This is a genomic window from Modestobacter sp. SSW1-42 (assembly GCF_046635825.1).
Lineage (GTDB): Bacteria > Actinomycetota > Actinomycetes > Mycobacteriales > Geodermatophilaceae > Modestobacter.
Genome location: NZ_JBISCA010000002.1, coordinates 216,755 through 243,737 on the forward strand (window position 1 = coordinate 216,755; position 26,983 = coordinate 243,737).

23 protein-coding genes and 1 tRNA gene are annotated in these 26,983 nt (G+C 74.8%); 16 read left to right on the plus strand and 8 right to left on the minus strand.

The window, feature by feature from the left end:
* Positions 1-92: 92 nt before the first annotated feature.
* Positions 93-167 (plus strand) — tRNA-Arg (locus ACGBYP_RS06280).
* A gap of 66 nt (positions 168-233) precedes the next feature.
* On the opposite strand, the gene ACGBYP_RS06285 is transcribed toward ACGBYP_RS06280, so the two are convergent.
* The 3 genes from ACGBYP_RS06285 to ACGBYP_RS06295 all read right to left on the minus strand — a co-directional run bounded on the left by ACGBYP_RS06285 (position 234) and on the right by ACGBYP_RS06295 (position 6,370).
* Positions 234-1,871, minus strand: coding sequence for an ABC-F family ATP-binding cassette domain-containing protein (locus ACGBYP_RS06285; protein ID WP_411582416.1), 1,638 nt, complete (start codon positions 1,869-1,871; stop codon positions 234-236).
* 68 nt (positions 1,872-1,939) lie between these two features.
* Positions 1,940-5,290, minus strand: a complete 3,351-nt coding sequence (locus ACGBYP_RS06290; RefSeq protein ID WP_411582417.1) for a hypothetical protein — start codon at positions 5,288-5,290, stop codon at positions 1,940-1,942.
* Positions 5,291-5,383: 93 nt separating this feature from the next.
* Positions 5,384-6,370, minus strand: coding sequence for an adenylate/guanylate cyclase domain-containing protein (locus ACGBYP_RS06295; RefSeq protein WP_411582418.1), 987 nt, complete (start codon positions 6,368-6,370; stop codon positions 5,384-5,386).
* Positions 6,371-6,677: 307 nt separating this feature from the next.
* Here ACGBYP_RS06295 and ACGBYP_RS06300 point away from each other — a divergent pair, with 307 nt between their 5' ends.
* The 6 genes from ACGBYP_RS06300 to ACGBYP_RS06325 all read left to right on the plus strand — a co-directional run bounded on the left by ACGBYP_RS06300 (position 6,678) and on the right by ACGBYP_RS06325 (position 16,197).
* Entirely contained in the window at positions 6,678-7,622 is a 945-nt protein-coding gene (locus ACGBYP_RS06300; protein ID WP_411582419.1) for an ABC transporter ATP-binding protein, read from the plus strand.
* Positions 7,622-8,377, plus strand: coding sequence for an ABC transporter permease (locus ACGBYP_RS06305; protein ID WP_411582420.1), 756 nt, complete (start codon positions 7,622-7,624; stop codon positions 8,375-8,377). The genes ACGBYP_RS06300 and ACGBYP_RS06305 overlap by 1 nt, the downstream gene beginning before the upstream one ends.
* A gap of 185 nt (positions 8,378-8,562) precedes the next feature.
* On the plus strand, positions 8,563-12,366 hold the full coding sequence (locus ACGBYP_RS06310; RefSeq protein WP_411582421.1) for a multifunctional oxoglutarate decarboxylase/oxoglutarate dehydrogenase thiamine pyrophosphate-binding subunit/dihydrolipoyllysine-residue succinyltransferase subunit: 3,804 nt from the start codon (positions 8,563-8,565) through the stop codon (positions 12,364-12,366).
* 8 nt (positions 12,367-12,374) lie between these two features.
* Positions 12,375-12,560, plus strand: a complete 186-nt coding sequence (locus ACGBYP_RS06315) for a DUF6104 family protein (protein WP_411582422.1) — start codon at positions 12,375-12,377, stop codon at positions 12,558-12,560.
* Positions 12,561-12,595: 35 nt separating this feature from the next.
* Positions 12,596-15,424: an FAD-binding and (Fe-S)-binding domain-containing protein gene (locus tag ACGBYP_RS06320; RefSeq protein ID WP_411582423.1), complete on the plus strand. Its 2,829-nt coding sequence runs from the start codon at positions 12,596-12,598 to the stop codon at positions 15,422-15,424.
* A 65-nt stretch (positions 15,425-15,489) separates the two neighbouring features.
* Positions 15,490-16,197, plus strand: a complete 708-nt coding sequence (locus ACGBYP_RS06325; RefSeq protein ID WP_411582424.1) for a metal-dependent hydrolase — start codon at positions 15,490-15,492, stop codon at positions 16,195-16,197.
* Between the two features lie 31 nt (positions 16,198-16,228).
* On the opposite strand, the gene ACGBYP_RS06330 is transcribed toward ACGBYP_RS06325, so the two are convergent.
* On the minus strand, positions 16,229-16,600 hold the full coding sequence (locus ACGBYP_RS06330) for a S26 family signal peptidase (RefSeq protein WP_411582425.1): 372 nt from the start codon (positions 16,598-16,600) through the stop codon (positions 16,229-16,231).
* A gap of 50 nt (positions 16,601-16,650) precedes the next feature.
* On the opposite strand from ACGBYP_RS06330, the gene sodN reads away from it, so the two are divergent.
* The 6 genes from sodN to ACGBYP_RS06360 all read left to right on the plus strand — a co-directional run bounded on the left by sodN (position 16,651) and on the right by ACGBYP_RS06360 (position 21,259).
* Positions 16,651-17,052, plus strand: coding sequence for a superoxide dismutase, Ni (sodN, locus tag ACGBYP_RS06335; RefSeq protein ID WP_411582426.1), 402 nt, complete (start codon positions 16,651-16,653; stop codon positions 17,050-17,052).
* A gap of 140 nt (positions 17,053-17,192) precedes the next feature.
* Entirely contained in the window at positions 17,193-18,428 is a 1,236-nt protein-coding gene (locus ACGBYP_RS06340) for a PP2C family protein-serine/threonine phosphatase (RefSeq protein WP_411582427.1), read from the plus strand.
* A gap of 56 nt (positions 18,429-18,484) precedes the next feature.
* Positions 18,485-19,150, plus strand: coding sequence for a phosphatidylserine decarboxylase (locus tag ACGBYP_RS06345; RefSeq protein WP_411582428.1), 666 nt, complete (start codon positions 18,485-18,487; stop codon positions 19,148-19,150).
* Between the two features lie 11 nt (positions 19,151-19,161).
* Positions 19,162-19,959 carry a CDP-diacylglycerol--serine O-phosphatidyltransferase gene (pssA, locus tag ACGBYP_RS06350; protein WP_411582429.1) on the plus strand — a complete coding sequence of 266 codons (798 nt, stop codon included), beginning with the start codon at positions 19,162-19,164 and terminating at the stop codon, positions 19,957-19,959.
* Positions 19,956-20,450 carry an N-acetyltransferase family protein gene (locus ACGBYP_RS06355; RefSeq protein ID WP_411582430.1) on the plus strand — a complete coding sequence of 165 codons (495 nt, stop codon included), beginning with the start codon at positions 19,956-19,958 and terminating at the stop codon, positions 20,448-20,450. The genes pssA and ACGBYP_RS06355 overlap by 4 nt, the downstream gene beginning before the upstream one ends.
* 68 nt (positions 20,451-20,518) lie before the next feature.
* Positions 20,519-21,259 (plus strand): HAD-IIA family hydrolase, encoded by a 741-nt coding sequence (locus ACGBYP_RS06360; RefSeq protein ID WP_411583673.1) that lies wholly within the window; start codon positions 20,519-20,521, stop codon positions 21,257-21,259.
* Positions 21,260-21,268: 9 nt separating this feature from the next.
* Here ACGBYP_RS06360 and ACGBYP_RS06365 read toward each other — a convergent pair whose 3' ends face one another.
* Complete coding sequence (locus ACGBYP_RS06365) at positions 21,269-21,751, minus strand: hypothetical protein (RefSeq protein WP_411582431.1); 483 nt, start codon at positions 21,749-21,751, stop codon at positions 21,269-21,271.
* A gap of 88 nt (positions 21,752-21,839) precedes the next feature.
* Here ACGBYP_RS06365 and ACGBYP_RS06370 point away from each other — a divergent pair, with 88 nt between their 5' ends.
* Together ACGBYP_RS06370 and ACGBYP_RS06375 are read left to right on the plus strand one after the other, a co-directional pair.
* Positions 21,840-22,793, plus strand: coding sequence for a diacylglycerol/lipid kinase family protein (locus tag ACGBYP_RS06370; RefSeq protein ID WP_411582432.1), 954 nt, complete (start codon positions 21,840-21,842; stop codon positions 22,791-22,793).
* Between the two features lie 288 nt (positions 22,794-23,081).
* Positions 23,082-23,333, plus strand: a complete 252-nt coding sequence (locus ACGBYP_RS06375) for a WhiB family transcriptional regulator (RefSeq protein WP_163612279.1) — start codon at positions 23,082-23,084, stop codon at positions 23,331-23,333.
* Positions 23,334-23,398: 65 nt separating this feature from the next.
* On the opposite strand, the gene ACGBYP_RS06380 is transcribed toward ACGBYP_RS06375, so the two are convergent.
* Positions 23,399-24,877 (minus strand): sensor histidine kinase, encoded by a 1,479-nt coding sequence (locus ACGBYP_RS06380; RefSeq protein ID WP_411582433.1) that lies wholly within the window; start codon positions 24,875-24,877, stop codon positions 23,399-23,401.
* Between the two features lie 92 nt (positions 24,878-24,969).
* Between ACGBYP_RS06380 and ACGBYP_RS06385 the strand changes: the two genes are divergently transcribed.
* Positions 24,970-25,461: a GNAT family N-acetyltransferase gene (locus ACGBYP_RS06385; protein ID WP_411582434.1), complete on the plus strand. Its 492-nt coding sequence runs from the start codon at positions 24,970-24,972 to the stop codon at positions 25,459-25,461.
* Between the two features lie 29 nt (positions 25,462-25,490).
* On the opposite strand, the gene ACGBYP_RS06390 is transcribed toward ACGBYP_RS06385, so the two are convergent.
* Together ACGBYP_RS06390 and ACGBYP_RS06395 are read right to left on the minus strand one after the other, a co-directional pair.
* A complete protein-coding gene (locus ACGBYP_RS06390) occupies positions 25,491-25,712 on the minus strand; it encodes a biotin/lipoyl-binding carrier protein (protein ID WP_411582435.1) in 222 nt (73 codons plus the stop codon).
* A gap of 97 nt (positions 25,713-25,809) precedes the next feature.
* Positions 25,810-26,856, minus strand: a complete 1,047-nt coding sequence (locus tag ACGBYP_RS06395; protein ID WP_411582436.1) for a biotin carboxylase N-terminal domain-containing protein — start codon at positions 26,854-26,856, stop codon at positions 25,810-25,812.
* Between the last annotated feature and the right edge of the window lie 127 nt (positions 26,857-26,983).

Below are 26,983 nucleotides of genomic sequence, written 5' to 3' on the forward strand. Positions count from 1 at the left end.
CCCCCTGCTCCGGGCCCGACCGGCGGCTGGTAACGTCCCACCGGCGCCGAGCGAGAGCGGAGCGCAGCACCACCGCCACACCGCAGGTACGAGCCCCCGTAGCTCAGGGGATAGAGCACTGCCCTCCGGAGGCAGGGGCGCAGGTTCGAATCCTGCCGGGGGCACCACCAGCCCCACCGCTCGTACCGCGACTCCCCGCCCGCTCGGCCACCGGCCGAGCGGGCGGAGTCGGCTCAGGCCTCGGTCACCCGCCCGCCGGCGACGGCGAACCGGCGCGTGGTGTGCACCGCCTCGAGCATCCGCCGGTCGTGGGTGACCAGCAGCAGGGTGCCCGGGTAGTCGGCCAGCGCCTGCTCCAGCTGCTCGATCGCCGCCAGGTCCAGGTGGTTGGTGGGCTCGTCGAGCACCAGCACGTTCACCCCGCGGGCCTGCAGCAGCGCCAGCGCCGCGCGGGTCCGCTCCCCCGGCGAGAGCGTGCCGGCCGGGCGCAGCACGTGGTCGGCGCGCAGCCCGAACTTCGCCAGCAGGGTGCGCACCTCCGCGTCGGGCAGGTCGGGCACCTCGGCACCGAACGCCGTCGCCAGCGGCTCGTCGCCCAGGAAGAGCCCGCGGACCTGGTCGACCTCCCCCAGCCGCACGCCCGAGCCGAGCGCCGCCGTCCCCTCCGCGAGCGGGACGCGGCCGAGCAGCGCGCCGAGCAGGGTGCTCTTGCCGCTGCCGTTGGCCCCGGTGATGGCGACCCGGTCGCCCCAGCCGACCTGCAGGTCGAGCGGGCCGAGGGTGAACGACCCGCGCCGGACGACGGCACCGTTGAGCGTGGCGACCACGGTGCCCGACCGCGGGGCGGGGGCGATCTCCATCCGCAGCTCCCACTCCTTGCGCGGCTCCTCGACCACCTCCAGCCGCTCGATCCGGCGCTCGGTCTGCTTGGCCTTGGCCGCCTGCTTCTCCGAGCTGGCCCGGTTGGCGGCCTTGATGTGCTTGTCGCCGTCCTTGGACTTCTTGATCGAGTCGCGGACGCCCTTGGCCATCCAGTTGCGCTGCATCTGCCCGCGCGCCTCCAGCGAGGCCTTGGTCTCGGCGAACTCCTCGAACTCCTCGCGGGCGTGCCGCCGGGCGACCTCCCGCTCCACCAAGTAGGCCTCGTAGCCGCCGTCGTGCACGCGCACCAGCTGCTGGGCCAGGTCCAGCTCCACCACCCGGGTGACCGTGCGGGCCAGGAACTCGCGGTCGTGGCTGACCAGCACCACCCCGGTGCGCAGCCGGGTCACGAAGCGCTCCAGCTGCTCCAGCCCGGCCAGGTCCAGGTCGTTGGTGGGCTCGTCGAGCAGCAGGACGTCGTAGCGGGACAGCAGCAGCGAGGCCAGCCCCACCCGCGCGGCCTGCCCGCCCGACAGGCCGGTCATCTCCGCGTCCAGCGCGACCCCGGGGGCGACCTCGGCCACCACCTCCGCCGACCGCTCGGCCAGGTCGGCGCCGCCCAGGGCCAGCCAGCGCTCCAGGGCGTCGGCGTAGGCGTCGTCGGCGCCGTCCTCCCCCGCGGTCAGCGCCTCCAGGGCGGCGTCCATCACGCGCTGGGCGTCGGCGACCCCGGTGCGCCGGGCGAGGGCGTCGAGGACGGTCTCCCCCGGCAGCCGCTCGTGCTCCTGCGGCAGGTACCCGACGGTCGCCGACGGCGGGCTGAGCACGATCTCCCCGGCCTCGGCCGGCAGCACCCCGGCGAGGGTCTTCAGCAGGGTCGACTTGCCGGCGCCGTTGACCCCGACCAGGCCGACGACGTCACCGGGGGCGACCACCAGGTCGAGGTCGGCGAACAGGACCCGGGCGCCGTGACCGGCGGCGAGGGAGCGGGCGAGCAGCGTGGCGGACACCCGCACATCGTGCCGACCCACCCGTGCCTGGTGACACGGGGGCGACCCGGCCACCGCACGGGCGGCGCTCACCCGCTCCCGGGCGTCCGGTGGTCCGACACGGCTGAGCCGGTGACGACGAGCGGGTCGTACCGGCCCGCTCGCTCGTCCTGCACCGACCCGACGAGGACCTGCGGTGGTGCACTCCGGAGCGGGTCGATGGCCGCCAGCACGTCCGCATCAGTGCGTCCCGTCGTCGGCGGGGCGGGCGCGATGCCCAGGCTGCCGGGCCAGCCGGGGAGCCACAGGACTGCTGCCGTGCCGCCCAGCTGGTCCACGAGCGCGAGAGCCGACCCGTCGTCGTGCACGGACCACCGGCCGTGCACCCGCCGGTCGGCGACCGAGGACCGCACACGCCGCAGACCGTCATCGCTCAGCAGGAGCGCGACGGTGCCGGTCCCCGACCGCGGGGGGAGCACCCGGTGCGCGGCGACGACGAGGGGCGGCCCCCCGCCGGCGACGCGGAGGGCGAGCACTCGCCGTGCCGAGACCAGCACGCCGTCGAGGACCTCGCCCGACCGCACCAACAGCGAGTGCTCGACGCGCAGGTCGGCCGCCCGGCGGAGTGCCGTTGCGGTCTCGGCGACGTCGCCGCCGAGCAGGGCGAGACTCGTCCCCACCAGCACCGCGTGGCGGTGGACGTCCTCCGGTCCACCGAGGTCGTCCTCGGTCAAGGCCGACCTCGCGACGTCGATGAACTCCCGGTCCTCCCCGGTCAGCGGCCCGATCAGTGCTGTCAACACCGTGGCGAACCAGGCGTTGAGCACGCCGGTCGTCGCCGTCCGTCGCGACAACGACGCCTGGTCCAGCATCTCCATCGTGGAGCGCAGCTGGCGGGCTGCGTCACCTGGGCGACCAGCCTGCGCATAGGCCTCGACGAGCTGCGCCGACAGGCTGCCACGGGCGTGCGGGCCCATGTTCTCGACCGCCAGCGCACCTTCGAGGAGACGGACGGCGTCGTCCGGCGCACCGTCGTCGAGGAGCAGGTCGGCCTGCGCGCTGACAGCCGGGAACCCCCTCTCCGCGGGAGGTTGTCGATCCAGCAGCGCCTCGCCCTGCCGGATGAGCGCGCGGAGGCCGGTCTGTCCCGGCCGTCGGCCGTCGAGGCTGCGCAGGTCACGCAGCAGGGAGGCCAGGGAGGAGGCCAGCGCGACATCCTGGCGACCGCTGTCCCAGACCTCGGTCGCGATGGCGATCGCCTTGCCCGCCTCGCCAACGACCTCCTCGACCCTGGTCGACGCTCGCAGCGAGCACTCGGTCGATGCGATGGCGACCTTCAGGTGCAGGGGCGTGCGGGGACCGCCCCAGTGGCTCAGGAGCGCCTCCTCCCTGCGCAGCAGGCCCAGGGCCGCGTCGAAGTCCCCGGTGATCGCATGGAACTTGCTCACGTTCCCCAGGAGCGTGGCCAGGGAGGCCTCGGGCTCGGGCGGGTCGTCGAGCAGGAGGGCCTCCGCATGCCCTGCCGCCACCAGGGCCGACGGCAGCAACCGGCGGACCCCGCGGTAGTCCTCCGCGTCGATGCGGGTCAGCACCTCGTGGTCGAGCACGACGACGTCGGCCAGCAGCGCGGTGCGAGCCAGTGCGGGCGGCATCTCCTGGCGCAGCACCTGCAGGACCAGCTCGTTGGTCGACACGGTGTCCGACGAGTCGTCGGCCGGGTCCCCCACCTCCCGGGTGGCGAGGCTGGCGCGCCCCAGGTCCTGCACAGCGCGGTCGACGAGCAGTTCCGGGACCGGCTCAGCCACGTCGGTGCCGGATCCCTGCAGCGCGTCCAGGACCATCTGACCGGCCTTGGCGGCGCACCGGGTGGGCACCTCACGGGCCGGCAGGAAGGTCATCGCGCACAGTGCCGCCATCGCCAGGGAACCCCGGGCCTCGCCCCGTGCCCGCAGTGCTCCCAGGGCGTGCAGGACGGCGGCCACGAGACTGGGGTGGGTCTCGTACCCCTCCGGCCTCATCGCCGGGTCGCTGAGCGCGGGGAGGGCGAGCTCGTCGAGGTACTCCCCGGTGAAGGCCAACCCCCTGCCGCTCGTGGCCAGGTGGGCGCAGGCGAGCTCGAGGGCGAGGGGCCAGCGTTCCAGCCTGGTCGCGAGCAACTCGACCTGACCGTGCTGCGTGGCATCGGCCAGGTGCACACCGCCGCCGAGCAATCGGGTCGCCACCAGGGCCTCCGCCTCCGCCTGGCTCATGGTCCCGACCACCACCTGCTCCCACGAGGTCCACTCGTTCCCGTCGGTCGACGTCGCGACGACGTCGACGTGCCCGACCGTGGGGAGCCAGGGGGCCAGCGAGCGCCCCGAGGAGGCGTTGTCCATGACCAGCAGCCAGGTGGCCGGCGACGTCGCGAAGTGGTCGCGGACGGCGGAGGTGAACTGGTCCGTCGTCAGGTGCTCGGTCGAGCCGCCCACGACATGGGCCAAGCGGTGTCGGATCGAGTCGTCGCTCTCGGCGTCGACCCAGACGATCCAGTCGTACCGGGCCGCGTAGCGGTGCGCATAGTCCGCGCACGCACTCGACTTGCCGATACCGGACAGCCCGCTCAGCACACACCGGCGGGGCGTCCGCGTCAATTCCAGGGCGGTGAAGTGAGCAGCGAGACGCTCGACCAGCTCACCACGGTCGACCGCCGGCCTGCGCGGGAGCGCGCCCACCGGCCGGCCCCAGTCGTAGCGGCCCAGGGCTCGCGCGACGACGAGGCCGTCCTGCTGGAGGAGCCGCCCGAAGTCGCCCACGGTGAAGGCCCGGTCGGCCGATCGCGCGGAACGGGCAAAGACGTCGGCGATCAGGTGGTTCACCATCAGGGACGCCGACTCCGGGCCGGTCCCCCGGACACCGCCCCGGCGGATCCGGAGGACGTCGTCACGCAGGTCCCCCCAGACTGCGGCCAGGTCCCGCTCATCACGCTCGATCCGGCAACGGGTCAGCCTCGACCAGGTGGACTCGTCGACGCCGTCCAGGAGCGACAACCCAGCCGGCGACTGCGTCAGCACGAGCCGGACGGCTCGGGCGAACTCGGCCTGCGACAGGCCGTCCGCCGCGGTCAACGTGTCGGCCAGGGCACGGACGCCTGGGCTCAGCTGCCTGTTGGTGGCGAGGCGGTAACGGCGTGAGTCGACCGTCACCAGCTGGAGGAGCGTCTCGACGGCCGCCCGGGGGGACAGTTCCGCCGCGGCGCTCCCCGTGCCCTTGACCTGCACGACCTCCACGTAGTGGCCGTCGGGTCCGCTGAGGGAGTAGTCGACCGCGTGGTGCACGGAGTCCTCGGTGTGGATGACCAGGTCGAGCTCGCCCCGCCGCCACTCACGTACGGCTGCCTCGATGGTGAGGAGGTACTGGTACCGGAGCCCGAGAGCCGCCGCGACGCCACCCGCCTCTGCCATCGTGCCCCCCGAGCACTCGCCTGCGTGGTCGGACGGTAACCGTCGCGCACCCCGCCGGACGTGCGCCCCGCCGTGTGCCGGGGCGGCGCAGGGTCATCCCGTCGCACCCCTGCCCGGCGCCTCCGGATCTTCGGAACCGGAGAGCACGTCGTCGGCGATCTCGTCGAGCAGCTGCTCCAGGACGGCCACCCCCGGGTCGGCGTCCTCCTCCGCCGTCCGGCGGCGGACCAGCCAGGGCTGCAGGTTGTCGTAGCCACGCACCGACACCCGGCTCAGCGGGCGGACCCGGTAGGCGGCGACCCCGCGCAGCCGGCGGGCCAGCTCCTCGTCGACCAGCACGGTGCCCGGACGGGCGATCGAGGTCAGCCGGCTGGCCAGGTTGACCACCGGTGAGTAGACGTCGCCGAGCCGGGTGAGCACCGGGCCGCAGGCCGCGCCGACCCGCAGCGGCGGCCGCTCGGGGGCGGCCCACTCGTCGGGCAGTCGCAGCCCGATCTCCACGGCGTCGACCGGGTCGGTGCAGGTGAACAGCACCGCGTCGCCGACGGTCTTGACCACCCGGCCCCGGTGCCGGGCGACCAGGTCGGCGGCCAGGCCCTCGAAGTCCTCGACCATCGCACCCAGCTCGCGCCCGCCCATGCCGCGCGAGCGCGAGGTGTAGCCCACCAGGTCGGCGAAGCCCACCGCCAGCTCGCGCCGGTCGACCGCGCCGGGGCCGGTGGCGAACAGCCGGCCGGCGTTGGCGGTCAGGTGCCGCCGCCACACGTAGTCCTGCAGCTCGGCCATCAGCGGCAGCAGGTCCTCGGTCGCCGCGACGACGTCCGCGCCGACGTCCTCCCCCTCGGCGGCCGCCAGCTGCCCGGCGAGCATGTCGGTCTGCCAGTCGGCCAGCCGGGCCAGCGCCTGGCCCATCGCGCGGGCGACCGAGGCCTCCGCGCCGGTGCCGACGAAGCCGGAGTCGATCAGCGCCGACAGCCGGGCCAGCGCCCGCACGTCGGCGTCGGTGAAGGCGGGGTCGTCGTCGGCGACGTCGGCGAAGCCCAGCGCCCGCCACAGCCGCTGGGTGCGCTCGGGCGGCATCCCGGCCAGCCGGGAGACCTCGCCGCGGGTGTACCGGCGCGGGCCGCCCAGGAGCAGCTGCTCGAGGGCCTCGCGGGGGTCGGTGCCGCCCGGGGGCGGGGCGGACCCGGGCTCGGTCAGCGGTGGGTCCGTGCGACGTCGGTCACGGCGACCGACGCTATCCGACAGCGGGTGCCGACGTGAGCCGGATCTCGGACGCGGGCGTCCGGGACGCCCACCCGCGGGCCCGGCTGCGCCAGGATGGCCGCGACGCCGGACACCCCCGGCGCGACCCGAGGAGGACGGCATCAGCAGCGCCAGACAGGCCGTGGTCGACCCGGTCCGGGTCGACGTGCAGGGCCTCACCAAGACCTTCGGCCAGGTCCGGGCGGTCGACGACCTGAGCTTCACCGTCGAGCCGGGCCAGGTCACCGGCTTCCTCGGCCCCAACGGGGCCGGCAAGACCACCACCCTGCGGATGGCCCTGGGCCTGATCGACCCCGACCGGGGCGGGACGACGTTCAACGGCGTCCCCTACGTGGCGCTGCCCGAGCCGATGCGCCAGGTGGGCGCGGTGCTCGAGACCGCCTTCCACCCCGCCCGCAGTGGCCGGGACCACCTGCGCGTCTACGCGAAGGCCGCCGGTCTGCCGGCCCGCCGGGCCGACGAGGTGCTCGACCAGGTGGGCCTGGGCCCGGCGGGCCGGCGGCGCGCCGGCGGCTACTCATTGGGCATGCGCCAGCGGCTGGGCCTGGCGACCGCGCTGCTGGGCGACCCGGCGGTGCTGGTCCTCGACGAGCCGGCCAACGGCCTGGACCCCGAGGGCATCCAGTGGCTGCGCGGCTTCCTGCGGCACCTCTCGCACGACCAGGGGCGCACGGTGCTGGTGTCCAGCCACCTGCTGTCGGAGGTCGAGCAGACCGTCGACCGCGTGGTCATCGTCGGCGCGGGCCGGCTCGTGCGGCAGGGCTCCATGGCCGAGCTGCGGGCCGGGGCCGGCAGTGGCGAGGTGCTGGTCCGCAGCCCGCGGGCCGCCGCGCTCGCCGAGCTGCTGCGCGCCGCGGGCGCGGTCGTGGCGCCCACCGACGGCGTCCCCGACGGGCTGACCGTCAGCGGGCTGACCACCGCCGAGATCGGCGGCCGCGCCTTCACCGGCGGCGTCGAGCTGCACGAGCTGCGCGCCCACACCAGCGGCCTGGAAGAGGTCTACTTCCGGCTCACCTCCGGCTCCGAGCAGTACGCGGCCGGTCCGACCGGGAAGGACGCCGCCTGATGGGCCGCCTCGTGCAGGCCGAGTGGACCAAGCTGCTGACCACCCGGGTGTGGATCGGCCTGCTGCTGGGCTCCTGCCTGCTGGTCGGGGCCTTCGCCGCGCTGTTCACCGCGTTCGCCGGCAACGACGACAGCGGCATCGCACCGGTCGGGACGCCGCAGTACGAGCAGCTGGCGCTGGCCGTCGCGGCCAACGCCAACATCCTGTTCATCGTCCTGGGCATCATCGGGACCACCCAGGAGTACCGGCACCGCACCGCGACGCCGACCTTCCTGGCCACCCCGCGCCGCGGCCGGGTGGTGATCGCCAAGCTGGTGGCCTACGCGCTGGCCGCCGTCCCGATGGCGCTGGTCGTCATCGCCGTCGACGTCGTCGTGGTCTCGGTCTACGCCGGCGCGAAGGGCGACGCACCGGCGCTGGCCGGCGACAACCTGCGCGTGCTCGGCGGGGCCTGGGCCGCGCTGGTGCTCTTCACCGTGATCGGCGTCGGCGTCGGCGCGCTGCTGCGCAACCAGGTCGGGGCCATCGTCGGCGCGCTGGTCTACCTGTTCGTCGTCGAGGGGATCATCTCGAGCATCCCGGCGACCCAGCCGGTCTACAAGTGGCTCCCCGGCGGCGCACTCGAGGCCATGACCGCCACGTTCAACCAGACCGACCTGCTCAGCGCCTGGCAGGGCGGGCTGCTCCTGCTGGCGTACGCGCTGGTGTTCTCCCTGGTCGGCACCCTCCTCGCCGTCCGGCGGGACGTCGTCTGAGGTCCGCTCCCGGCGCGCCGTCCGCCCCGGTCCGGGCCCGGACGGACGGCGCGCCGCACGGCGGTGAGCGGTGACACGTGCGCCACGTCACGCATGATCACCGTGGGTCGAGGAGCGAGGCGTAAAGTCGGCACCCGGTCCAACGACGTCCCTCGACGAAGAAGGCACTCGACCCTGTGTCAAGCGTGAGCTCACCCCAGCCCTCCCCTGCCCACTCCGACAACCCGGTGGCGGGCTTCGGCACCAACGAGTGGCTGGTCGAGGAGATGTACCAGCAGTACCTCGCCGATCCACGCAGCGTGGACCAGGCCTGGCACGACTTCTTCGCCGACTTCCGCCCGGGCTCGGGCGACGGCGCCCAGGCCCCGGCGGCTGCCGCCGCCGCGCCCGCCGCGGCGGCGCCGCCGGCCGCCGCGCCTGCCGCACCGTCGGCGAAGGCCCCTGCCGCCGCGGCCCCCGCCGCGCCGCCGGCCGCGCCCGCGGCACCGGCCCCGAACGGTCGGTCGACGGCCGACGCCCGGTCCGAGGGCACCGTGGTGGCCCGGGCCGCCGAGCGCGCCTCGCAGCAGCAGCCGGCCGCCCCGGCCAAGGCCGCGAAGCCCGCCGCCGCGCGTCCGGCCGGTGGTGAGGAGGGCGGCCCGAAGCGCTCCCCGCTGCGCGGTGCCGCCGCGGCCGTGGTCAAGAACATGAACGCCTCGCTGACCGTGCCCACGGCCACGAGCGTGCGGGCGGTGCCGGCCAAGCTGCTGGTCGACAACCGCATCGTGATCAACAACCACCTCGCCCGCGCTCGCGGCGGCAAGGTGTCCTTCACGCACCTGATCGGCTACGCGCTGGTCCGCGCGCTCGACGACTTCCCGAACATGAACAGCGCGTTCGCCGAGGTCGACGGCAAGCCGGTGCTGGTGACCCCCGAGCACGTGAACTTCGGCCTGGCCATCGACCTGCCGAAGCCCGACGGCTCGCGGTCGCTCGTGGTCGCCTCCATCAAGGGCGCCGAGGAGATGGACTTCGCCGAGTTCTGGGGTGCCTACGAGGAGGTCATCCGCCGGGCCCGGGCCAACAAGCTGACCATGGAGGACTTCTCCGGCACGACGATCAGCCTGACCAACCCCGGCACCATCGGCACCAACCACTCGGTGCCGCGGCTGACCACCGGCCAGGGCACGATCGTCGGCGTCGGGGCGATGGACTACCCGGCCGAGTTCCAGGGGATGAGCCGCGAGGCGCTGGCCGAGATGGCCGTCTCGAAGATCATCACGCTGACCTCCACCTACGACCACCGGGTGATCCAGGGCGCGGAGTCCGGCGACTTCCTGCGCCGGATGCACGGGCTGCTGCTGGGTGAGGACGGCTTCTACGACGAGGTCTTCCGCTCGCTGCGGGTGCCCTACGAGCCGGTCCGCTGGGTCGCCGACAAGCGGGTCACGCACGAGGGGCAGATCGCCAAGGAAGCCCGCGTCATCGAGGTCATCGAGGCCTACCGGCGCAACGGCCACCTGATGGCCGACACCGACCCGCTGGAGTTCAAGGTCCGCACCCACCCCGACCTGGACATCGTCCAACACGGGCTCACGCTGTGGGACCTCGACCGGCAGTTCCCCGTCGGCGGGTTCGCCGGCGAGCGGGTCATGCCGCTGCGCGACATCCTCGGCGTCCTGCGGCAGTCGTACTGCCGCACGGTCGGCATCGAGTACATGCACATCACCGACCCCGAGGAGCGCACCTGGCTCCAGGAGCGCATCGAGGTCAAGCACGACCAGCCCACCCGGGAGAAGCAGAAGCGGGTGCTGGGCCGGCTCAACGCCGCCGAGGCGTTCGAGACCTTCCTGCAGACCAAGTACGTCGGGCAGAAGCGCTTCAGTCTCGAGGGCGGCGAGTCGGTCATCCCGCTGCTGGACGAGGTGCTGCTGGCCTCCACCGAGTACGGCCTGGACGAGGTCGCGATCGGCATGGCCCACCGCGGCCGGCTCAACGTGCTCGCCAACGTGCTCGGCAAGAGCTACGCCAAGATCTTCGGCGAGTTCGAGGGCAACATCGACCCGGGCACCGTGCAGGGCTCCGGCGACGTGAAGTACCACTTGGGCGCCGAGGGCACCTTCGAGCACGAGGGCCGCTCGATCGCCGTCTCGCTGGCCAGCAACCCCAGCCACCTGGAGACGGTCAACCCGGTGCTCGAGGGCATCGTGCGGGCCAAGCAGGACATGCTCGACAAGGGCCCGGACGGGTTCACCGTGCTGCCGGTCCTGCTGCACGGCGACGCCGCCTTCGCCGGCCAGGGCGTGGTGCAGGAGACGCTGAACCTCTCCCAGCTGCGCGGCTACCGCACCGGCGGCACCGTGCACGTGGTCATCAACAACCAGGTCGGGTTCACCACCAGCCCCGCGCACTCGCGGTCGAGCCTGTACTCCACCGACGTCGCGCGGATGATCGGTGCGCCGGTCTTCCACGTGAACGGCGACGACCCCGAGGCCTGCGTCCGGGTGGCCAAGCTGGCCGTCGACTACCGGCAGGCGTTCAAGAAGGACGTCGTCATCGACCTGGTCTGCTACCGCCGCCGGGGCCACAACGAGGGCGACGACCCCTCGATGACCCAGCCGCTGATGTACGACATCATCGACCGCAAGCGCTCGGTCCGGAAGCTGTACACCGAGGCGCTGGTCGGCCGGGGCGACATCACCCTGGCCGAGGCCGAGGAGGCGCTGAAGGACTACCGCGAGCAGCTGGAGCGGGCCTTCGCCGAGACCCACGACGCCAGCGACTCCTCCGGCCCCGGGCCGGTCATGGACCCCCGCTCCCCGCAGCAGGTCACGGTCGACACCGCGATCACCCCCGAGGTGCTCAAGACCGTCGGTGACGCGCAGGTCGCGTTGCCGGTCGACTTCACCGTCCACCCGAAGCTGCAGAAGATGCTGGAGCGCCGCTCGGCGATGACCAGCGAGGGCGGCGTCGACTGGGCGATGGGCGAGCTGCTGGCCTTCGGCTCGCTGCTGATGCAGGGCGTGCCGGTGCGGCTGGCCGGCCAGGACTCCCGCCGCGGCACCTTCGTGCAGCGCCACTCGGTCCTCATCGACCGGGAGAACGCCGCCGAGCACACCCCGCTGGCGAACCTGACCCCCGACCAGGCGAAGTTCTTCGTCTACGACTCGCTGCTGTCCGAGTACGCCGCGCTCGGCTTCGAGTACGGCTACTCGGTGGCCAACCCCAAGGCGCTGGTGCTCTGGGAGGCGCAGTTCGGCGACTTCGTCGACGGCGCGCAGATGGTGATCGACGAGTTCATCAGCAGCGGCGAGGCCAAGTGGGGCCAGCGCTCCGGCGTGGTCATGCTGCTGCCGCACGGGCTGGAGGGCCAGGGGCCCGACCACTCCAGCGGCCGGATCGAGCGCTTCCTGCAGCTGTCGGCCGAGAACAACATGACGGTCGCCAACTGCTCGACCCCGGCGAACTACTTCCACCTGCTGCGCCGCCAGGCGCTGTCGGAGGTGCACCGCCCGCTGGTGGTGTTCACGCCGAAGTCGCTGCTGCGCGCCAAGGCCGCGGTCAGCTCGGTCGCCGACTTCACCGAGCAGCGGTTCCGCCCGGTGCTGCCCGACCCGGGGCTGGCCGGCAAGCCGCTGGACGCCTCCGCGGTGCGCCGGGTGCTGCTGTGCAGCGGCAAGGTCAGCTACGAGCTGCTCGCCCAGCGCGAGGCCGAGCAGAACACGGCCACCGCCGTCCTGCGGGTCGAGCAGCTCTACCCGCTGCCGGCCGAGGAGATCGCCGAGGCGCTGGCCGCCTACCCGGACGCGACCGACGTCGTGTGGGTGCAGGAGGAGCCGGCCAACATGGGCGCCTGGCAGTTCATGGCCTGCAACCTGCCCGAGCAGCTGCCGGCCGGGCGCACCCTGCGCCGGGTCAGCCGCCGGGCCTCGGCGAGCCCCGCGGTCGGCTCGGCGAAGGTGCACGAGGTCGAGCAGCGCGGGCTGGTCGCCCAGGCCTTCGCCGACTGAGGCACCCGATGTACTTCACCGATCGCGGCATCGAGGAGCTGGCCGGCCGGCGGGGCGAGGAAGAGGTCTCCCTCGCCTGGCTGGCCGACCAGCTGCAGGCCTTCGTCGACCAGCACCCCGACTTCGAGGTGCCGGTCGAGCGGTTGGCCACGTGGCTGGCCCGCGGTGGCACGGACGACGACGTAGACGACTGATGGCCTCGCTGCAGGGTCCTGCCACGAGCTCGCGCGTGGTGGGGGGCAGCGAGGTCCTCCCCCTGCTCGAGGCTCTCCGCCGGGCCGGGGTGGCCGACGTCGACGGCTCGGGGCTGGCCCGCGCGCTGTACTCCACCGACGCCTCGCTCTACCGGGTGCTGCCGCGGGCCGTCGTCCGGCCCCGGCACCCCGACGAGGTCGTGGCGACCCTGACGGTGTGCCGCGAGCTCGGCGTCCCGGTGACCGCCCGCGGTGCGGGCACCTCGATCGCCGGCAACGCGGTGGGGCCTGGCGTCGTCTTCGACACCAGCCGGCACCTCACCCGCGTGCACCACGTCGACCCCGAGGCCCGGACGGCGGTCGTCGACCCGGGCGTCGTCCAGTCGTCACTGCAGGCCGCGGCCCGGCCGTACGGGCTGCGGTTCGGGCCCGACCCGAGCACGCACAACCGCTGCACGATCGGCGGGATGATCGGCAACAACGCCTGCGGCTCCCGGGCGCTGGGCTACGGCCGCACCTCCGACAACGTGGTGGGCCTGGACGTCGTCACCGGGGGCGGCGAGCGGCTGGCGCTCACCGGCGGCCTCCCCGCGAGCCCGCTGGGCGACCGGCTGCGCGCCCTCACCGACGCCCACCTGGAGCTGCTGCGCACCGAGCTGGGCCGCTTCGGCCGCCAGGTCTCCGGCTACGGGCTCGAGCACCTGCTGCCCGAGCGTGGCCGCGACCTGGCCCGCGCGCTGGTGGGCAGCGAGGGGACGCTGGCCCTCACGCTGGGCGCGACGGTGCGGCTGGTGCCCGAGCCCACCGCCCGGGCGCTGGTGGTGCTGGGCTACCCGTCGATGCCCGAGGCGGCCGACGCCACCCCGGCGCTGCTGCGCCACTCCCCGACCGCGATCGAGGGGCTGGACTCCCGGATCGTCCAGCGGCTGCACGACGTGCCGGCCGCCGTCGTCCCCGCCCTGCCACGCGGCGAGGGCTGGCTGATCGTGGAGATCACCGGCGACGACCCGGCCGAGGTCGCGGCGCGCGGATCGCGGATCGCCGCCGATGCCGGTGCCGTCGACACCATGGTGGTCACCGACGCGGCGCACGCCGCGGCGATCTGGCGGATCCGCGAGGACGGCGCCGGGCTCGCGGCCCGCACCTCCGACGGCCGGCCCGCGCACGCCGGCTGGGAGGACGCCGCCGTCCCGGTCGAGCAGCTGGGCTCCTACCTGCGCCGGTTCGAGGCGCTGCTGGTCGACCACGGGCTGCAGGGGCTGCCCTACGGGCACTTCGGCGACGGCTGCGTGCACGTGCGCATCGACTTCCCGTTCGGCCCCGGCTCCCCCGAGACCGACGCCGGCCGGGGGCGGTACCGGGCGTTCATCGGCGACGCCGCGGCCCTCGTGGCCGAGTACGGCGGGTCGGTGTCCGGCGAGCACGGCGACGGCCGCGCGCGCAGCGAGCTGCTGCCCACCATGTACTCCCCCGCCGCGCTCGACCTCTTCGCCCGGGTCAAGGGCCTGCTCGACCCCGACGACGTGCTCAACCCCGGCGTGCTGGTGCGGCCGGCGCCCCTCGACGCCGACCTCCGGGTGGCCGCGGCGCCGGCCCGCCGCACCGGGCTGGCGATGGCGTACCGGCACGACGGCGGCGACCTGTCGGCGGCCGTGCACCGCTGCACCGGGGTGGGCAAGTGCCGGGCCGACCTCACCGACGCCGGCGCCGTCATGTGCCCGTCGTTCCAGGCGACCCGCGAGGAGAAGGACAGCACCCGCGGCCGGGCCCGGGTGCTGCAGGAGATGCTCGCCCCCGGCGGGCCGGTGCACGACTGGCGCTCCCCCGAGGTGCACGACGCCCTCGACCTGTGCCTGTCGTGCAAGGGCTGCGCCCGCGACTGCCCGACCGGTGTCGACATGTCGACCTACAAGGCCGAAGTGCTGCACCAGTCCTACCGCCGCCGGCTGCGCCCCCGCGCGCACTACGCGCTCGGGCGGCTGCCCCGCTGGGCCGACCTCGCCGCCCGCGCGCCCGCGCTGGTGAACCGGTTCCTCGCCAGCCGGCCCGGCGGCGCCCTGGCCCGGTGGGGCGCCGGGGTCGACCAGCGCCGCGACCTGCCGGCGTTCGCGCCGCGCACCTTCCGCGCCGGGTGGACGCCGGTCGCGGACGACGGCCGGCCGGTGGTCGCGCTGTGGGTCGACTCGTTCACCGACCACTTCGCCCCGCAGGTCGCCGACGCCGCCGTCCGCGTGCTGGACGCCGCCGGGTACCGGGTCGAGGTGCCACCGGCCGACACCTGCTGCGCGCTCACCTGGATCACCACCGGCCAGCTCGACGCCGCCCGCCGGGTCCTCACCCGCACCGTGGCCGGGTTGGCCCCCTGGGCGGACGCCGGGGTGCCGATCGTGGGCCTGGAGCCCTCCTGCACCGCGGTGCTGCGCGGCGAGGTGGTCGAGCTGGTCGACGACCCGGCCGCGGCCCGGGTGCAGGCCGCGACCCGCACGCTCGCCGAGCTGCTCACCTCGACCGCGGGCTGGACACCACCGGACCTCGCCGGCACCGAGGTGGTCGCCCAGCCGCACTGCCACCACCACGCGACGATGGGCTGGACGACCGACGAGCGGCTGCTGCGCGACGCCGGCGCCGCGCTGACCCGGGTCGGTGGCTGCTGCGGGCTGGCCGGCAACTGGGGCGTCGAGCGCGGCCACCACGACGTCTCGGTGCAGATCGCCGAGCACGACCTGTTGCCCGCCGTGCGCGCCGCCGGGCCCGGGGCCGTCGTCCTGGCCGACGGCTTCTCCTGCCGAACGCAGCTCGACCACCTCGCCGACCGGGATGGCCGGCACCTCGCCGAGCTGCTGGCCGACCGCCTGCCGGGCTGAGCGCCGGCCGGGGTGCGCCGGTGCGCCTCCCGGGGACAGGCGCACCGCCGGGTGACCCTGGGTCCGTGCTCGGTCACTCCCACGCCCTCTCCGGCTTCGCCGTCGGCGCCGCCACCCTCCCCTGGGCGCCCGTGGAGGGCACCGTCGCCCAGGTCGCCTGGGTCTCCGCGGTCGGCGGCCTGGCGATGCTGCCCGACCTCGACCAGCAGGGCTCGACCATCTCCCGGATGTGGGGCCCGCTCACCGACGCGCCGTCCGGGCTGGTCAACGTCGTCGCCCGGGGCCACCGCTGGGGCACCCACGACGCCGTCCTGGCGCCACTGGCGTTCGGGCTGCTCGCCCACGTCGCCGCCTGGGCCCACTGGTCGAGCCTGCTGGTGCTGGCGCTGGCCATCGGTCTGGCGCTGCGCGCGCTGCACGTGGTCATCCCCGGCCGGGCCGAGAACACCGTGCTCGGCAACCTGGTGCTCTCCTTCGGCGGCGCGTGGCTGCTGCTGGCGCACAGCCCGGCGCCGGGCTGGCTGCCGTGGGCCGTCGCGGTCGGCGTGCTGACCCACATCGCCGGCGACTGGCTGACCCGCGAGGGGGTGCCGGTCCCGGTGGTCTGGCTGGTGCGCCGCAGCCGGCTGGCCCCGGTGCACCTGCGCACGGGCGCGACGGTGGAGAAGGCCGTGCTCGTGCCGCTGTTCGTGGTCGCGACCCTGGCGTTCCTGTACCTGAACACCGGCGCCCAGGACCTGGTCGACCCGCTGCTCGCCCGCCTGGGCCAGTAGCAGGACCCCTCGTCCCCCTACGACGGGGCCGTCAGCGCGGAGCTGGGGGGAGCCGGCCGGGGCGGGGCCGCAGCCGGGCGACCACCCGGCCGACGACGACGGCGGTGCCGAAGGCCCGGGAGTCGTCGGTGACCAGCGGGTTGTCGCCCTCGACCCAGTGCCCGCCCGGGACGGCCCGGCGCACCCGCTTGACCACCAGCAGGTCCGGGCGGGCGGGGAACCGGGCCAGCACGACGGCGCCGGGCGCCACGGCCGCTCCGGGGCGCACCCGGCGCACGAGCAAGCGGTCACCGTGGCGCACCGTCGGTGACATCGAGGGCCCGCTGACCCGGGCGAGCACCCAGGAGGTGGCCAGCCCGGGCACGGTGCGGCCCGGGCCGCTCGCGGAGTCCGGGGTGATCACCGAGAGTAGGGTCGCAGACGAACGTCCCCCCAGAAACCGGAGGCACCCCCATGCGTCTGTCCAGCATGTTCTCCGCAGTCGAGGCCACCGCGCACTGCGACCTCCCCTGCGGCGTCTACGACCCCGCGCAGGCCCGCATCGAGGCCGAGTCGGTCAAGGCCCTCCAGGAGAAGTACCAGGCCAACGAGGACCCGGTCTTCCGCACCCGCGCCATCCTGATCAAGGAGCAGCGGGCCGACCTGGTCAAGCACCACCTGTGGGTGCTGTGGACCGACTACTTCAAGCCCCCGCACTTCGAGAAGTACCCGGAGCTGCACGAGCTGTTCAACAAGGCGACCAAGCAGGCCGGCGCCGCGGGCGCCAAGGGCAGCATGGACCCCGCCGAGGGCCAGAAGCTCCTGGACCACATCGCCCAGATCGACAAGATCTTCTGGGAGACCAAGGCCGCCTGAGGCCCCGGACCCGCCGGACGACGGCGGGACCACAGCGCGACCGGACTGCCGGGCTCCCCTGCGGGGGCAGCCCGGCAGTCCCGTACCTGCCGCCCCCGCCCGGTGCCGGCCGACCCGCACCGAGGCTGGAGCCCCTGCGCATGAGCCCGACGTTCGACCTGCGTTCCCTGCTCGAGCGGGTGGAGGCGGCCCCGCCGATCGACGCGGTCACCGCCGTCGCCGACCAGCTCGCCGAGCTCTCCGGCGCCACCGAGGTGTCCTTCCTCATCGCCGACTTCAGCGGCCACGCCCTGGTCCGGCTGGGCACCGCCGTGCGCGCACCCGAGGGCTCCCGGGTGCAGGGCGCCGAGCACGCCGAGACACTGCCCCTGGAGGGCACGGTGCACGAGCAGGTGCTGCGCACCCAGCGCGCCGAGGTCGAGTCCCTGGCCGGCGGCACGGTGCGGATGATCGTCCCGGTCACCGACCGCGGTGACGCGATCGGCCTGCTCGAGCTGGTGCTGCCCGAGCCGCCCGACCGGGAGATGCACGCCGCCGTGCGGGCCGCCGGCCACGCGCTGGCCTACGTGATCATCGCCAACCGCCGGCACACCGACCTGTTCGAGTGGGGCCAGCGGACGACGCCGTTCTCGCTGGCCGCGGAGATCCAGCGCCGCCTGCTGCCACCGGCCTTCACCTGCGAGGCCGGGCAGTTCACCCTCGCCGGGTGGCTGGAGCCGGCGGCCACCGTGGGCGGGGACACCTTCGACTACGCCCTCGACCGCGACTGCCTCCAGGTGTCCATCAGCGACGCCGTCGGCCACGAGGTGGGCGCCGCGCTCCTGGCGACCCTGCTGGTCGGCAGCCTGCGCAACGAGCGCCGGCGCGGAGCCGGCCTGGCCGAGCAGACCCGCAACGCCAACGACGCGCTCGCCCAGCACGCCGCGCCCGGCCAGTTCGTCACCGGCCAGGTGCTGCGGGTCGACCTGTCGACCAACCGGGCGCAGGTGGTCAACGCCGGGCACCCGCTGCCGCTGCGGTTGCGCGCGGGCCGGGTCGAGGAGGTGCCGCTGCTGGTCGACCTGCCCTTCGGCGTGCAGGAGGGCCTGGAGTACCGGCTGCAGGAGTTCCCGCTCGAGCCCGGTGACCGGGTCGTCTTCGTGACCGACGGCATGCAGGAGCGCAACGCCGTCGAGCTCGACGTCGCCGCGGCGCTGGCCGCCAGCTCCGGGCTGCACCCCCGCGAGGTCGTGCACTCCCTGGGCGCCGCGGTCATGCGCGCCACCGGCGGCGAGCTCACCGACGACGCCACCGTCGTCTGCCTGGACTGGTACGGGGGGCCGCAGCGACCGCGGGAGAGCGACGGCGGCGCCGACCGCCGGCTGGCCTCGTCCTGACCACGCCCGGCCGTCGGCGGGGCACCGACAGCCACCCCCGGTAACCTCGGACCCCCATGCGCATCGACCGGGCCGGCTGGCCCTTCCTCGCCGTCCCCCTCGGCCTCGCGGCGGCCACCGCCGCCCTCGGCCGGGTCGTCGGCGCGCGCTGGGTCCGGCTGCTCGCCTGGCCGTCCCTGGCGCTGTCCGCCTACATGACGCTGTTCTTCCGCGACCCGCAGCGGGCGGCCGACTCCGTCGCCCCGGCCGACGACGACGTGATCGCCCCCGCCGACGGCGTGGTCATGGTCGCCGGTGAGCCGCAGCCCGGCGTGGCCCCCGAGGGTGACTGGCAGCAGGTCAGCATCTTCCTGTCCGTCGTCGACGTGCACGTGAACCGGGCGCCCTACGGCGGCCGGATCACCCGGTCCACGTACCGCCCCGGCAGCTTCCTGGCCGCCTACCGGGCCGAGAGCGCGCACCGCAACGAGCGCAGCGAGCTGTGGGTCAGCGCCGGCGACCGCACCGTGGTCTTCCGCCAGCTCGTCGGCGTCCTCGCCCGCCGGATCGTCACCCGCGTCGTGCCGGGCCAGGAGGTGGCCACCGGTGAGCGGATCGGGCTGATGAAGTTCGGCTCCCGGATGGACGTGTTCGTGCCCCGGGAGTGCGCGGTCCTGGTCACGAAGGGGCAGCGGGTGCGCGGCGGCGAGACCGTCATCGCCCGCTGGTCCCGGCCCAGCTGAGGAGCGGGAGGATGCCGGGCAGGCGCACCACCACGGTCGAGTTCGTCCGCGGGTCCGTGCGCGGCGGACGACGGCGGGCGCGCTCGTGGCTGCCCAGCCTGTTCACCCTCGCCAACATGATGTGCGGTTTCGGGGCCGTCCTGGTCGCCTTCCGCGGGGAGTACCGGCTGGCGTGCGCGCTGATCGCGCTGTCGGTCGTCTTCGACATCGCCGACGGTGCGGTGGCCCGGCTGGTCGGCGCCGTCTCCCCCTTCGGCCTGCAGTTCGACTCCCTGGCCGACCTGGTCTCCTTCGGGCTGGCGCCCGCGCTGCTGGTCTTCGCGCTGTTCTCCGACGGCCGCGACGAGCTCGACGCGCTGGGCTGGATCGCCTGCTTCGTCTGGGTGGCCTGCGCGGCGATCCGGCTGGCCCGCTTCAACACCACCATCGACCCGACGGCCGACAAGCGGTACTTCACCGGCCTGCCCTCCCCCGGCGCCGCCGGTGTCGTGCTGGCCAGCGTGTTCGCCTTCGCCGACCTCATGCAGGGCCGCGACCGGCTGTGGGTGCTGATCGTCGTCCTGCTGCCGGCCCTGCTGATGATCAGCAACGTGCGCTACCGGTCGTTCCGGTCGCTGGTCAGCCCCAAGAGCGGGCGCCCGTACGGGCTGGTGGTCACCCTGCTGGTCGTCGTCGTCGGCCTGGTCCTGGTGCCCACCGTGGCCTGCTGCGTGATCGCGTACAGCTACCTGTTCTCGCCGCTGTTCATCCCGGTGCTCAGCCCGCTGGCCCGGCTGGTGCCCGACCGCGTGAAGGAGGCGCTGTCGTGAGCGTGCGCCCGGTCCGCCCGGACGACGTCGCGACGGTGTGCCGGCTGGTGCGCGAGCTGGCCGCCTACGAGCAGGCCGAGCACGAGGCGCAGATGACCGACGAGCAGCTGCACACCGCGCTCTTCGGCGACTCCCCCGCGCTGTTCGGCCACGTGGCCGAGACGCCCGACGGCGAGGTCGCCGGCTTCGCGCTGTGGTTCCTCACCTTCTCCACCTGGCGGGGCACCCACGGCATCCACCTCGAGGACCTCTTCGTCTCCCCGCGCCACCGGGGCACCGGCCTGGGCCGGGAGCTGCTGCGCACGCTGGCTGCCGAGTGCGTCGACCGCGGGTACGCCCGGCTCGAGTGGTCGGTGCTGGACTGGAACACCCCGTCGATCGAGTTCTACAGAGCGGCCGGTGCGCTGCCGATGGACGGGTGGACGGTCTTCCGCCTGACCGACTCCCCGACCGAGCAGGCACTGACCCGGTTCGCCGCCGACCGACGGTGACCCACCCGACCGAAGAGGAGAACGGCGTGACCACCGAGCGCGGCGAGTCCCAGTGCTGGCTCAGCGACATGGACGGCGTCCTGGTGCACGAGGGCAACGCCCTGCCCGGCGCCGCCGAGTTCCTCGCCCGGCTGGTGGAGCGGCAGCGCCGGTTCCTGGTGCTGACCAACAACTCCATCTTCACCCCGCGCGACCTCTCCGCCCGGCTGGCCCGCAGCGGCCTCGACGTCCCCGAGCAGGCGATCTGGACCTCGGCGCTGGCCACGGCCGACTTCCTGGCCTCCCAGCTGCCCGGCGGCTCGGCCTACGTCATCGGTGAGGCCGGGCTGACCACCGCGTTGCACGAGGCCGGCTACACCCTCACCGACACCGCGCCGGACTACGTCGTCCTCGGTGAGACCCGCACGTACTCCTTCGAGGCCATCACCCAGGCCATCCGGCTGGTCGGCGCCGGCGCCCGGTTCATCGCCACCAACCCCGACGTCACCGGCCCCTCGCCGGAGGGACCGCTGCCGGCCACCGGCTCGGTCGCCGCGATGATCACCAAGGCGACCGGCGCGGAGCCCTACTTCGTGGGCAAGCCCAACCCGATGATGTTCCGCAGCGCCATGAACCGGATCGAGGCCCACTCGGAGTCGACCACCATGGTCGGCGACCGGATGGACACCGACGTCGTGGCCGGCATCGAGGCCGGGCTGGACACCGTGCTGGTGCTCACCGGCTCCACCCGGGCCGAGGACGTCAGCCGCTTCCCGTTCCGCCCCAGCCGCGTCCTGCCCTCGATCGCCGAGGTCATCGACCTGATCTAGCCGGGCCCTTCACCGGTCGCTGTACGCCAGGCGGGCCTCGGGGGTGGCGAGCAGGTAGAGCACGACGCCGACCAGGGCCAGGACCGGGACGCCGATCAACGGCCGGTCGGCCTGGAAGGCAGCCGTGTAGGCGAGGATGCCGAGGAAGATCTGCAGCGCCACCACCGGGCCGCGGGCCCACGGCGCCAGCCGCCACAGCCCCCGCGCACAGGCCAGGAGCACGCCCGCCGCCAGGCCGACGAACACGACCTCGGCCAGCGCCCGGCCCAGGCTGTCCGGCGACCCGGTCACCGTCAGCACGAGCAGCACCAGGGCGAGTGCAGCCAGCGCCGTGCCCTCGACCCCGACGGCCAGCGCGGCCCGGCGGACCGAACCCGGCACCTCGGTCGCGGGCCGCTCGGGGCGCGGCGTGGTGCGCTCGGCGGCGCTGCCGAGGAGCCCCTCGACGCGGGACCGACGACGTCCGGGGAGGTCCGGCTGCTGACCTGGCACGACGCCGAGGTTACGCCGGGCACCGCGGGTGCCGGGCCGGTCGGGAGGCGCTGCCGGGGACGCCCCCCACGCTGGATAGGTTGGCGGCATGCGTGCGCTGCTGGTGGCGAACCCGGCGGCCACGACCACCACCCGCAAGGTGCGCGACGTCCTGGTCCGCGCGCTGTCCACCGAGCTGCAGGTCGACGTCGTGGAGACCGAGCGCCGCGGCCACGCCCGCGACCTCGCCGCCCAGGCCGCCGCCGACCGCGTCGACGTCGTGGTGACCCTCGGCGGTGACGGCACCGTCAACGAGGCGGCCAACGGCCTGCTCGCTGCGGGTCCGGGCGACACGGTGCCCACGCTGGCCGTCGTCCCCGGCGGGTCGACCAACGTCTTCGCCCGCGCGCTGGGCCGCTCCCGGGACCCGGTCGAGGCGACCGGGGAGATCCTCGACTCGCTGCGCGCCGGCCGCACCCGGCTGGTGTCGCTGGGCACCGCCTCGGCGCTCACCGAGGACGGGAGCTGGACGGGCCCGCGCTGGTTCGTCTTCGCCGCCGGCCTCGGCTTCGACGCCGACGTCATCTCCCGGGTCGAGGCCCAGCGCGCCCGCGGGCGCCGGTCGAGCGGCGCCCTGTACGTGCGGTCGGGCGTCGACGCCTTCCTGCTGGGCCGCGACCGCCGCCGTCCGCCGATGACCCTCGAGCTGCCCGGCCAGCCCCCCGTCGACGGGCTGTTCCTGGCGCTGGTGTCCAACGTGAGCCCGTGGACCTACCTGGGCGCGCGGCCGATCGTGCCCAGCCCCGAGGCCTCCTTCGACACCGGCCTGGACGTCTTCGCCATGGGCCGGGTGGGCATCGTGCGGATGCTGCACCACCTGCGGCAGACCATGGCCGACCGGCCGGACGCCCGGGGCCGCGGCGTGCACCGCTGGCACGACCTCGGCGAGCTGACGCTCACGGCCACCCGGCCGCAGGGCTGGCAGCTCGACGGCGACCACCTGGGCACCACGACCGGCCTGCGGCTGACGTCGGTGCCCGACGCCCTGCGCGTGGTCGTGTAGGAGCACTGTGACCCAGCGCCCAGCGCGGGCGTGACGCAGCTGACGTGGACGTCGACGCCGGACGAGTGGCGGGCTCCGCGGAGGCGTGGTGAGCTTCCTCACGAGCACCTCGGAACGACGTGAACTGCTTGACAGTGCGTCGTCCCGTGAAAGCATCACACACAAGCAACCTGCCCGTAACAGGGCGGGCGGTCGCTGTTCAACGTGCTGAGACATCCGCGCGCTGACCTGCGGGGGCGGTCTGGAGACCGGCGACCGACACCCGACGATACCGAGGAGTACACCGCCATGGACTGGCGCCACCGCGCGCTCTGCCGGGACGAGGACCCGGAGCTCTTCTTCCCGATCGGGACGACGGGCCCTGCGGTCGTTCAGATCGAGCAGGCCAAGGCGGTGTGCCGTCGCTGCCCGGTCGTGGAGTCGTGCCTCGAGTGGGCACTGACCTCCGGACAGGACTCCGGCGTCTGGGGCGGACTGTCCGAGGACGAGCGCCGCGCCCTCAAGCGCCGCACCGCCCGCACCCGCGTCCGCACCGCCTGAACGACGACCCCTCCGGGGGTCGTGCAGCGAGAGCCGTTCCCCTCGGGGAGCGGCTCTCGCTGCGTTCAGCGGCGGGGACGGCCGGCACCGGGCAGGGTCAGCACGGCCTCGGTCCCCGGTCCGCTGGCCGGCGGGCCCATCTCCAGCGTGCCGTGCAGCTCGCTGGTGACCAGCGTCCGCACGATCTGCAGCCCCAGGCCCGTGCTCGCCGCCGGGTCGAAGCCCTCGGGCAGCCCCCGCCCGTCGTCGTGCACCCGCACCACCAGGTCGTCGCCGTCCCGCTGCGCGCCGAGCAGGATCGTGCCCGGCTCCCCCTCGGGGAAGGCGTGCAGGGCCGCGTTCTGCAGCAGCTCGGTCACCGCCATCACCAGCGGCGTCGCCACCGCCGCCGACAGCTCGCCGAACGCCCCACCGCGGGTGAACCGGGCCGGTCGCCCCACCGCGGTCACGTCGCCCAGCATCGGCAGCACTTGGTCGAGCACGTCGTCGACGTCCACGACGTCCTCGCGGCTGCCGGCCAGCGTCTCGTGCACCACCGCGATCGAGGCGACCCGGCGCACCGACTCCTCCAGCGCGGCGCGGGCGGCCGGCTCGGTCATCCGGCGGGCCTGCAGCCGCAGCAGCGCCGCGACCGTCTGCAGGTTGTTCTTCACCCGGTGGTGGATCTCCCGGATGGTGGCGTCCTTGGTCATCAGCGCCCGGTCGCGCCGGCGGACGTCGGTCACGTCGCGCACCAGCACCAGGGCGCCGGCCTCGCCGCCGGGGGCCTGCAGCGGCAGCGCCCGGACCAGCATCGTGGCCGCCTCGTTCTCGACGTCCATGGGGTCGGGGAACCGCCCGGCGACGGCCGCGCCGATGCTCGCCGCCACCGCCTCCCCCGCGACCTGGTCGGCGGCGACCGTCCGGGTCACCTCACCGAGGTCGGAGCCGACGACGTCGCCGGTCACGCCCATCCGGCGGTAGGCCGACAGCGCGTTCGGGCTGGCGTAGACGGCTGCACCGCTCGCGTCCAGCCGCACCAGCCCGTCACCGACCCGCGGGCTCATCTCCGCGTCGTCGAGCATCCGCGGCGGGAAGGTGCCGGCGGCGACCATCAGCGACAGGTCGGCGGCGATGTCGAGGTAGGTGAGCTCCAGCGCCGAGGGCGACCGGGTCGCGGCCAGGTTGGTGTCCTTGGCCAGGACGGCGACCACCGCACCGTCGTGCCGCACCGGGATGACCTCGCGCCGCCGGGGGAACGCACCGGACCAGTCGGGGTCGCCCTCGGTGATGGGCCGCCCCTCCCGCTGGGCGAGCACCAGCGGCTCGGCCGCGGGCCCGGCGACCTCGCTGCCGACGAGGTCCTCGGGCTGGCTGGTGGGGGCGGTCAGCGGCCGCACCTGCGCCACGCACCACCAGGCCCCGCTGGCCAGCGGCACCCACAGCGTCAGGTCGGCGAAGGCGAGGTCGGCCAGCAGCTGCCAGTCGGCCACCAGCCGGCGCGCGTGGTCGACCTGCGACGGGCTCGCCGACCCCCGGGTGAGACGTTCGGACAGGCTGCTCATGGTGCGGGAGAGCGTAGTTGACGGGCCCGGCCGCCCCCCCGACCCTCGCAGGCTCGGGCCGGGCCCTGCACCGGGCCGACTAGCCTGCGGGCGTGGTGCCAGCGCTGACGATCGACCGGGCCGTCCCGGCGGACTTCGCCCGGATCGCCGAGCTGACCGTCGGCGTGTACGAGGGCGAGGACCTCGTCTCCCCCGAGTACGTGCCCCAGCTCGCCGACGTGGCCGGCCGGGCCGACCGCGCGGAGCTGCTCGTGGCCCGGGACGCCGGCGGGAGCATCGTCGGCAGCGTCGCGCTCGTGCTCGCCGGGGACTTCGGTGAGGTCACCCGGTCACCGGACGAGGCGGCGTTCCGCATGCTGGCCGTCGACCCGGGTGCCCGGGGACGGGGCGTGGGCGAGGCGCTGGTGCGCACGTGCCTGGACCGCGCCCGCGCGGCCGGCCGGGCGCGCATGGTGCTCTCGACCGGGGAGCTGATGACCGCCGCCCACCGGCTGTACGAGCGGCTGGGCTTCCAGCGGCTCCCGGAGCGCGACTGGGCCCCGCGGCCCGGCGTCGACCTCCGCGTCTACGCCCTGGAGCTGTAGCCGGGCCCGGACCGTCCCGGGCGGGGCCGTCAGAGCTGGACGGTGGCGATGAGGTCGCCCTCCTGGAGGACCTCGCCCTCGGTGACGTGCAGCTCGGCGACGGTGCCGGCCCGCTCGGTGAGCACCGGGATCTCCATCTTCATCGACTCGAGGATCACCAGCGTGTCGCCCGCGGCGACCTCGGTGCCGGGGGCCACGAGCACCGTCACCACGCTGGAGACCATCTCGGCGTGGATCTCCTCGACCGCCACCGGTGCCTCCTCCTCGCCTCGACCCGCCGGACCCCGGCGGAGTGCACATGAAAGCACGGTCACCGACCGCGTCCCGCCCAGCGGTGGACGGGACGGGTCAGCAGTCGGGCACCAGCGCGCCCGCGATGCGCTGCAGCACGCCGCAGACCGCGGCCCCGTCGTGCGGGACGCCGGTCTCCGGCAGGCCGGTGAGCAGGTCGGTGGCGGCCGCGGCGGCCCGCGCCGGGCTGGGGCCCGAGGCGCTCACCGTGGCCAGCAGGGCGTCGTACCAGCCGTCCAGCCGGTCACCGGGCTCGTAGCCGCTGTCGGCGACGACCTCCGGGCCCAGCAGCGGACGGCGGCCGGTGCGGGCGCGGATGTCCGGCAGGCGCCCGGTGACCCGGCCGGCCGTGCCGGGCGGGAGCGTCGAGCGCAGCTGCACCGCGACGGCGGCGCGCGGGGTGCCGGGCAGGACCGTCGGCTCCCCGGGCCGGCCGGAGGCGCTGCGCAGCGCCAGCTCGACCGCGTCCACGCCGTGGGCGCGCTCGAGCACCGCCATGTCCAGGGAGAAGCCGGCCGCCACCTCGGCCAGCTCGCCGTCGGGGTCGATGCCCACGGTGACCAGCCCGCGCCAGCCGATCTCCGGCAGCCGCCGCGCGGCCGGCGGCAGCGGCCCCAGCCCGTCGGCGGGGGTCCAGGAGACCCGGGGGGTGCCCCCGGCGCGGTCGCGCAGCACGGGGGTGACGTGGTGCAGCCCGTCGGCGGTGACCCAGGCCAGGAAGCCGCGCTCGCTGGCCGGCTCCACGCCGTCGCCACCGAGCCGCTCGAGGACGTCGGCGGGCGGCCCCACCCAGGTGAGCTCGGCGTCGGCGACCGCGGCCGCCAGCCGGGCGCTGCCGGCCAGGGCGGGGGGCACCGGCAGGACGGCGTCCACGCGGGTGCGGCGGGCGGCCTCGACCAGCCGGCGCACGTCGAGGTAGGACTGTGCGGCCGGGGCGGGGCCCAGCAGGACCGACTCGTCGGCCAGCCGCACGTGCCGGGCGTCCCGCTCGGGCTCGGAGTACACGGCCACGGCCTTCACGCCCAGCCGCCCGCAGGCCCGGATCACCGCACAGGCCATCGGCCCCCGGCCGGCCACCAGCACGCTCTCGACTGCCTGGACCACGTCGTCCCCCCGTTCCCCACTGACCCGGCCATCCTCCCCCAGGCACCCGGGGGCGGGCGCGGCGGCACGGACGGCCGGGACGCACCACCGCCGGGCGGCGCAGCCACCCGTGAGACCCTGGGCGGGT

What these genes read in the sequence shown, in the direction of transcription:
- ACGBYP_RS06375 (WP_163612279.1), top strand. Translation starts at nt 23,082, where the DNA reads ATGGACTGGCGCCACCGCGCGCTCTGCCGGGACGAGGACCCGGAGCTC.
- ACGBYP_RS06305 (WP_411582420.1), top strand. Translation starts at nt 7,622, where the DNA reads ATGGGCCGCCTCGTGCAGGCCGAGTGGACCAAGCTGCTGACCACCCGG.
- sodN (WP_411582426.1), top strand. Translation starts at nt 16,651, where the DNA reads ATGCGTCTGTCCAGCATGTTCTCCGCAGTCGAGGCCACCGCGCACTGC.
- ACGBYP_RS06290 (WP_411582417.1), bottom strand. Translation starts at nt 5,290, where the DNA reads ATGGCAGAGGCGGGTGGCGTCGCGGCGGCTCTCGGGCTCCGGTACCAG.
- ACGBYP_RS06345 (WP_411582428.1), top strand. Translation starts at nt 18,485, where the DNA reads ATGCGCATCGACCGGGCCGGCTGGCCCTTCCTCGCCGTCCCCCTCGGC.
- ACGBYP_RS06315 (WP_411582422.1), top strand. Translation starts at nt 12,375, where the DNA reads ATGTACTTCACCGATCGCGGCATCGAGGAGCTGGCCGGCCGGCGGGGC.
- ACGBYP_RS06370 (WP_411582432.1), top strand. Translation starts at nt 21,840, where the DNA reads ATGCGTGCGCTGCTGGTGGCGAACCCGGCGGCCACGACCACCACCCGC.
- ACGBYP_RS06380 (WP_411582433.1), bottom strand. Translation starts at nt 24,877, where the DNA reads ATGAGCAGCCTGTCCGAACGTCTCACCCGGGGGTCGGCGAGCCCGTCG.
- pssA (WP_411582429.1), top strand. Translation starts at nt 19,162, where the DNA reads ATGCCGGGCAGGCGCACCACCACGGTCGAGTTCGTCCGCGGGTCCGTG.
- ACGBYP_RS06340 (WP_411582427.1), top strand. Translation starts at nt 17,193, where the DNA reads ATGAGCCCGACGTTCGACCTGCGTTCCCTGCTCGAGCGGGTGGAGGCG.
- ACGBYP_RS06295 (WP_411582418.1), bottom strand. Translation starts at nt 6,370, where the DNA reads ATGCCGCCCGAGCGCACCCAGCGGCTGTGGCGGGCGCTGGGCTTCGCC.
- ACGBYP_RS06360 (WP_411583673.1), top strand. Translation starts at nt 20,519, where the DNA reads ATGGACGGCGTCCTGGTGCACGAGGGCAACGCCCTGCCCGGCGCCGCC.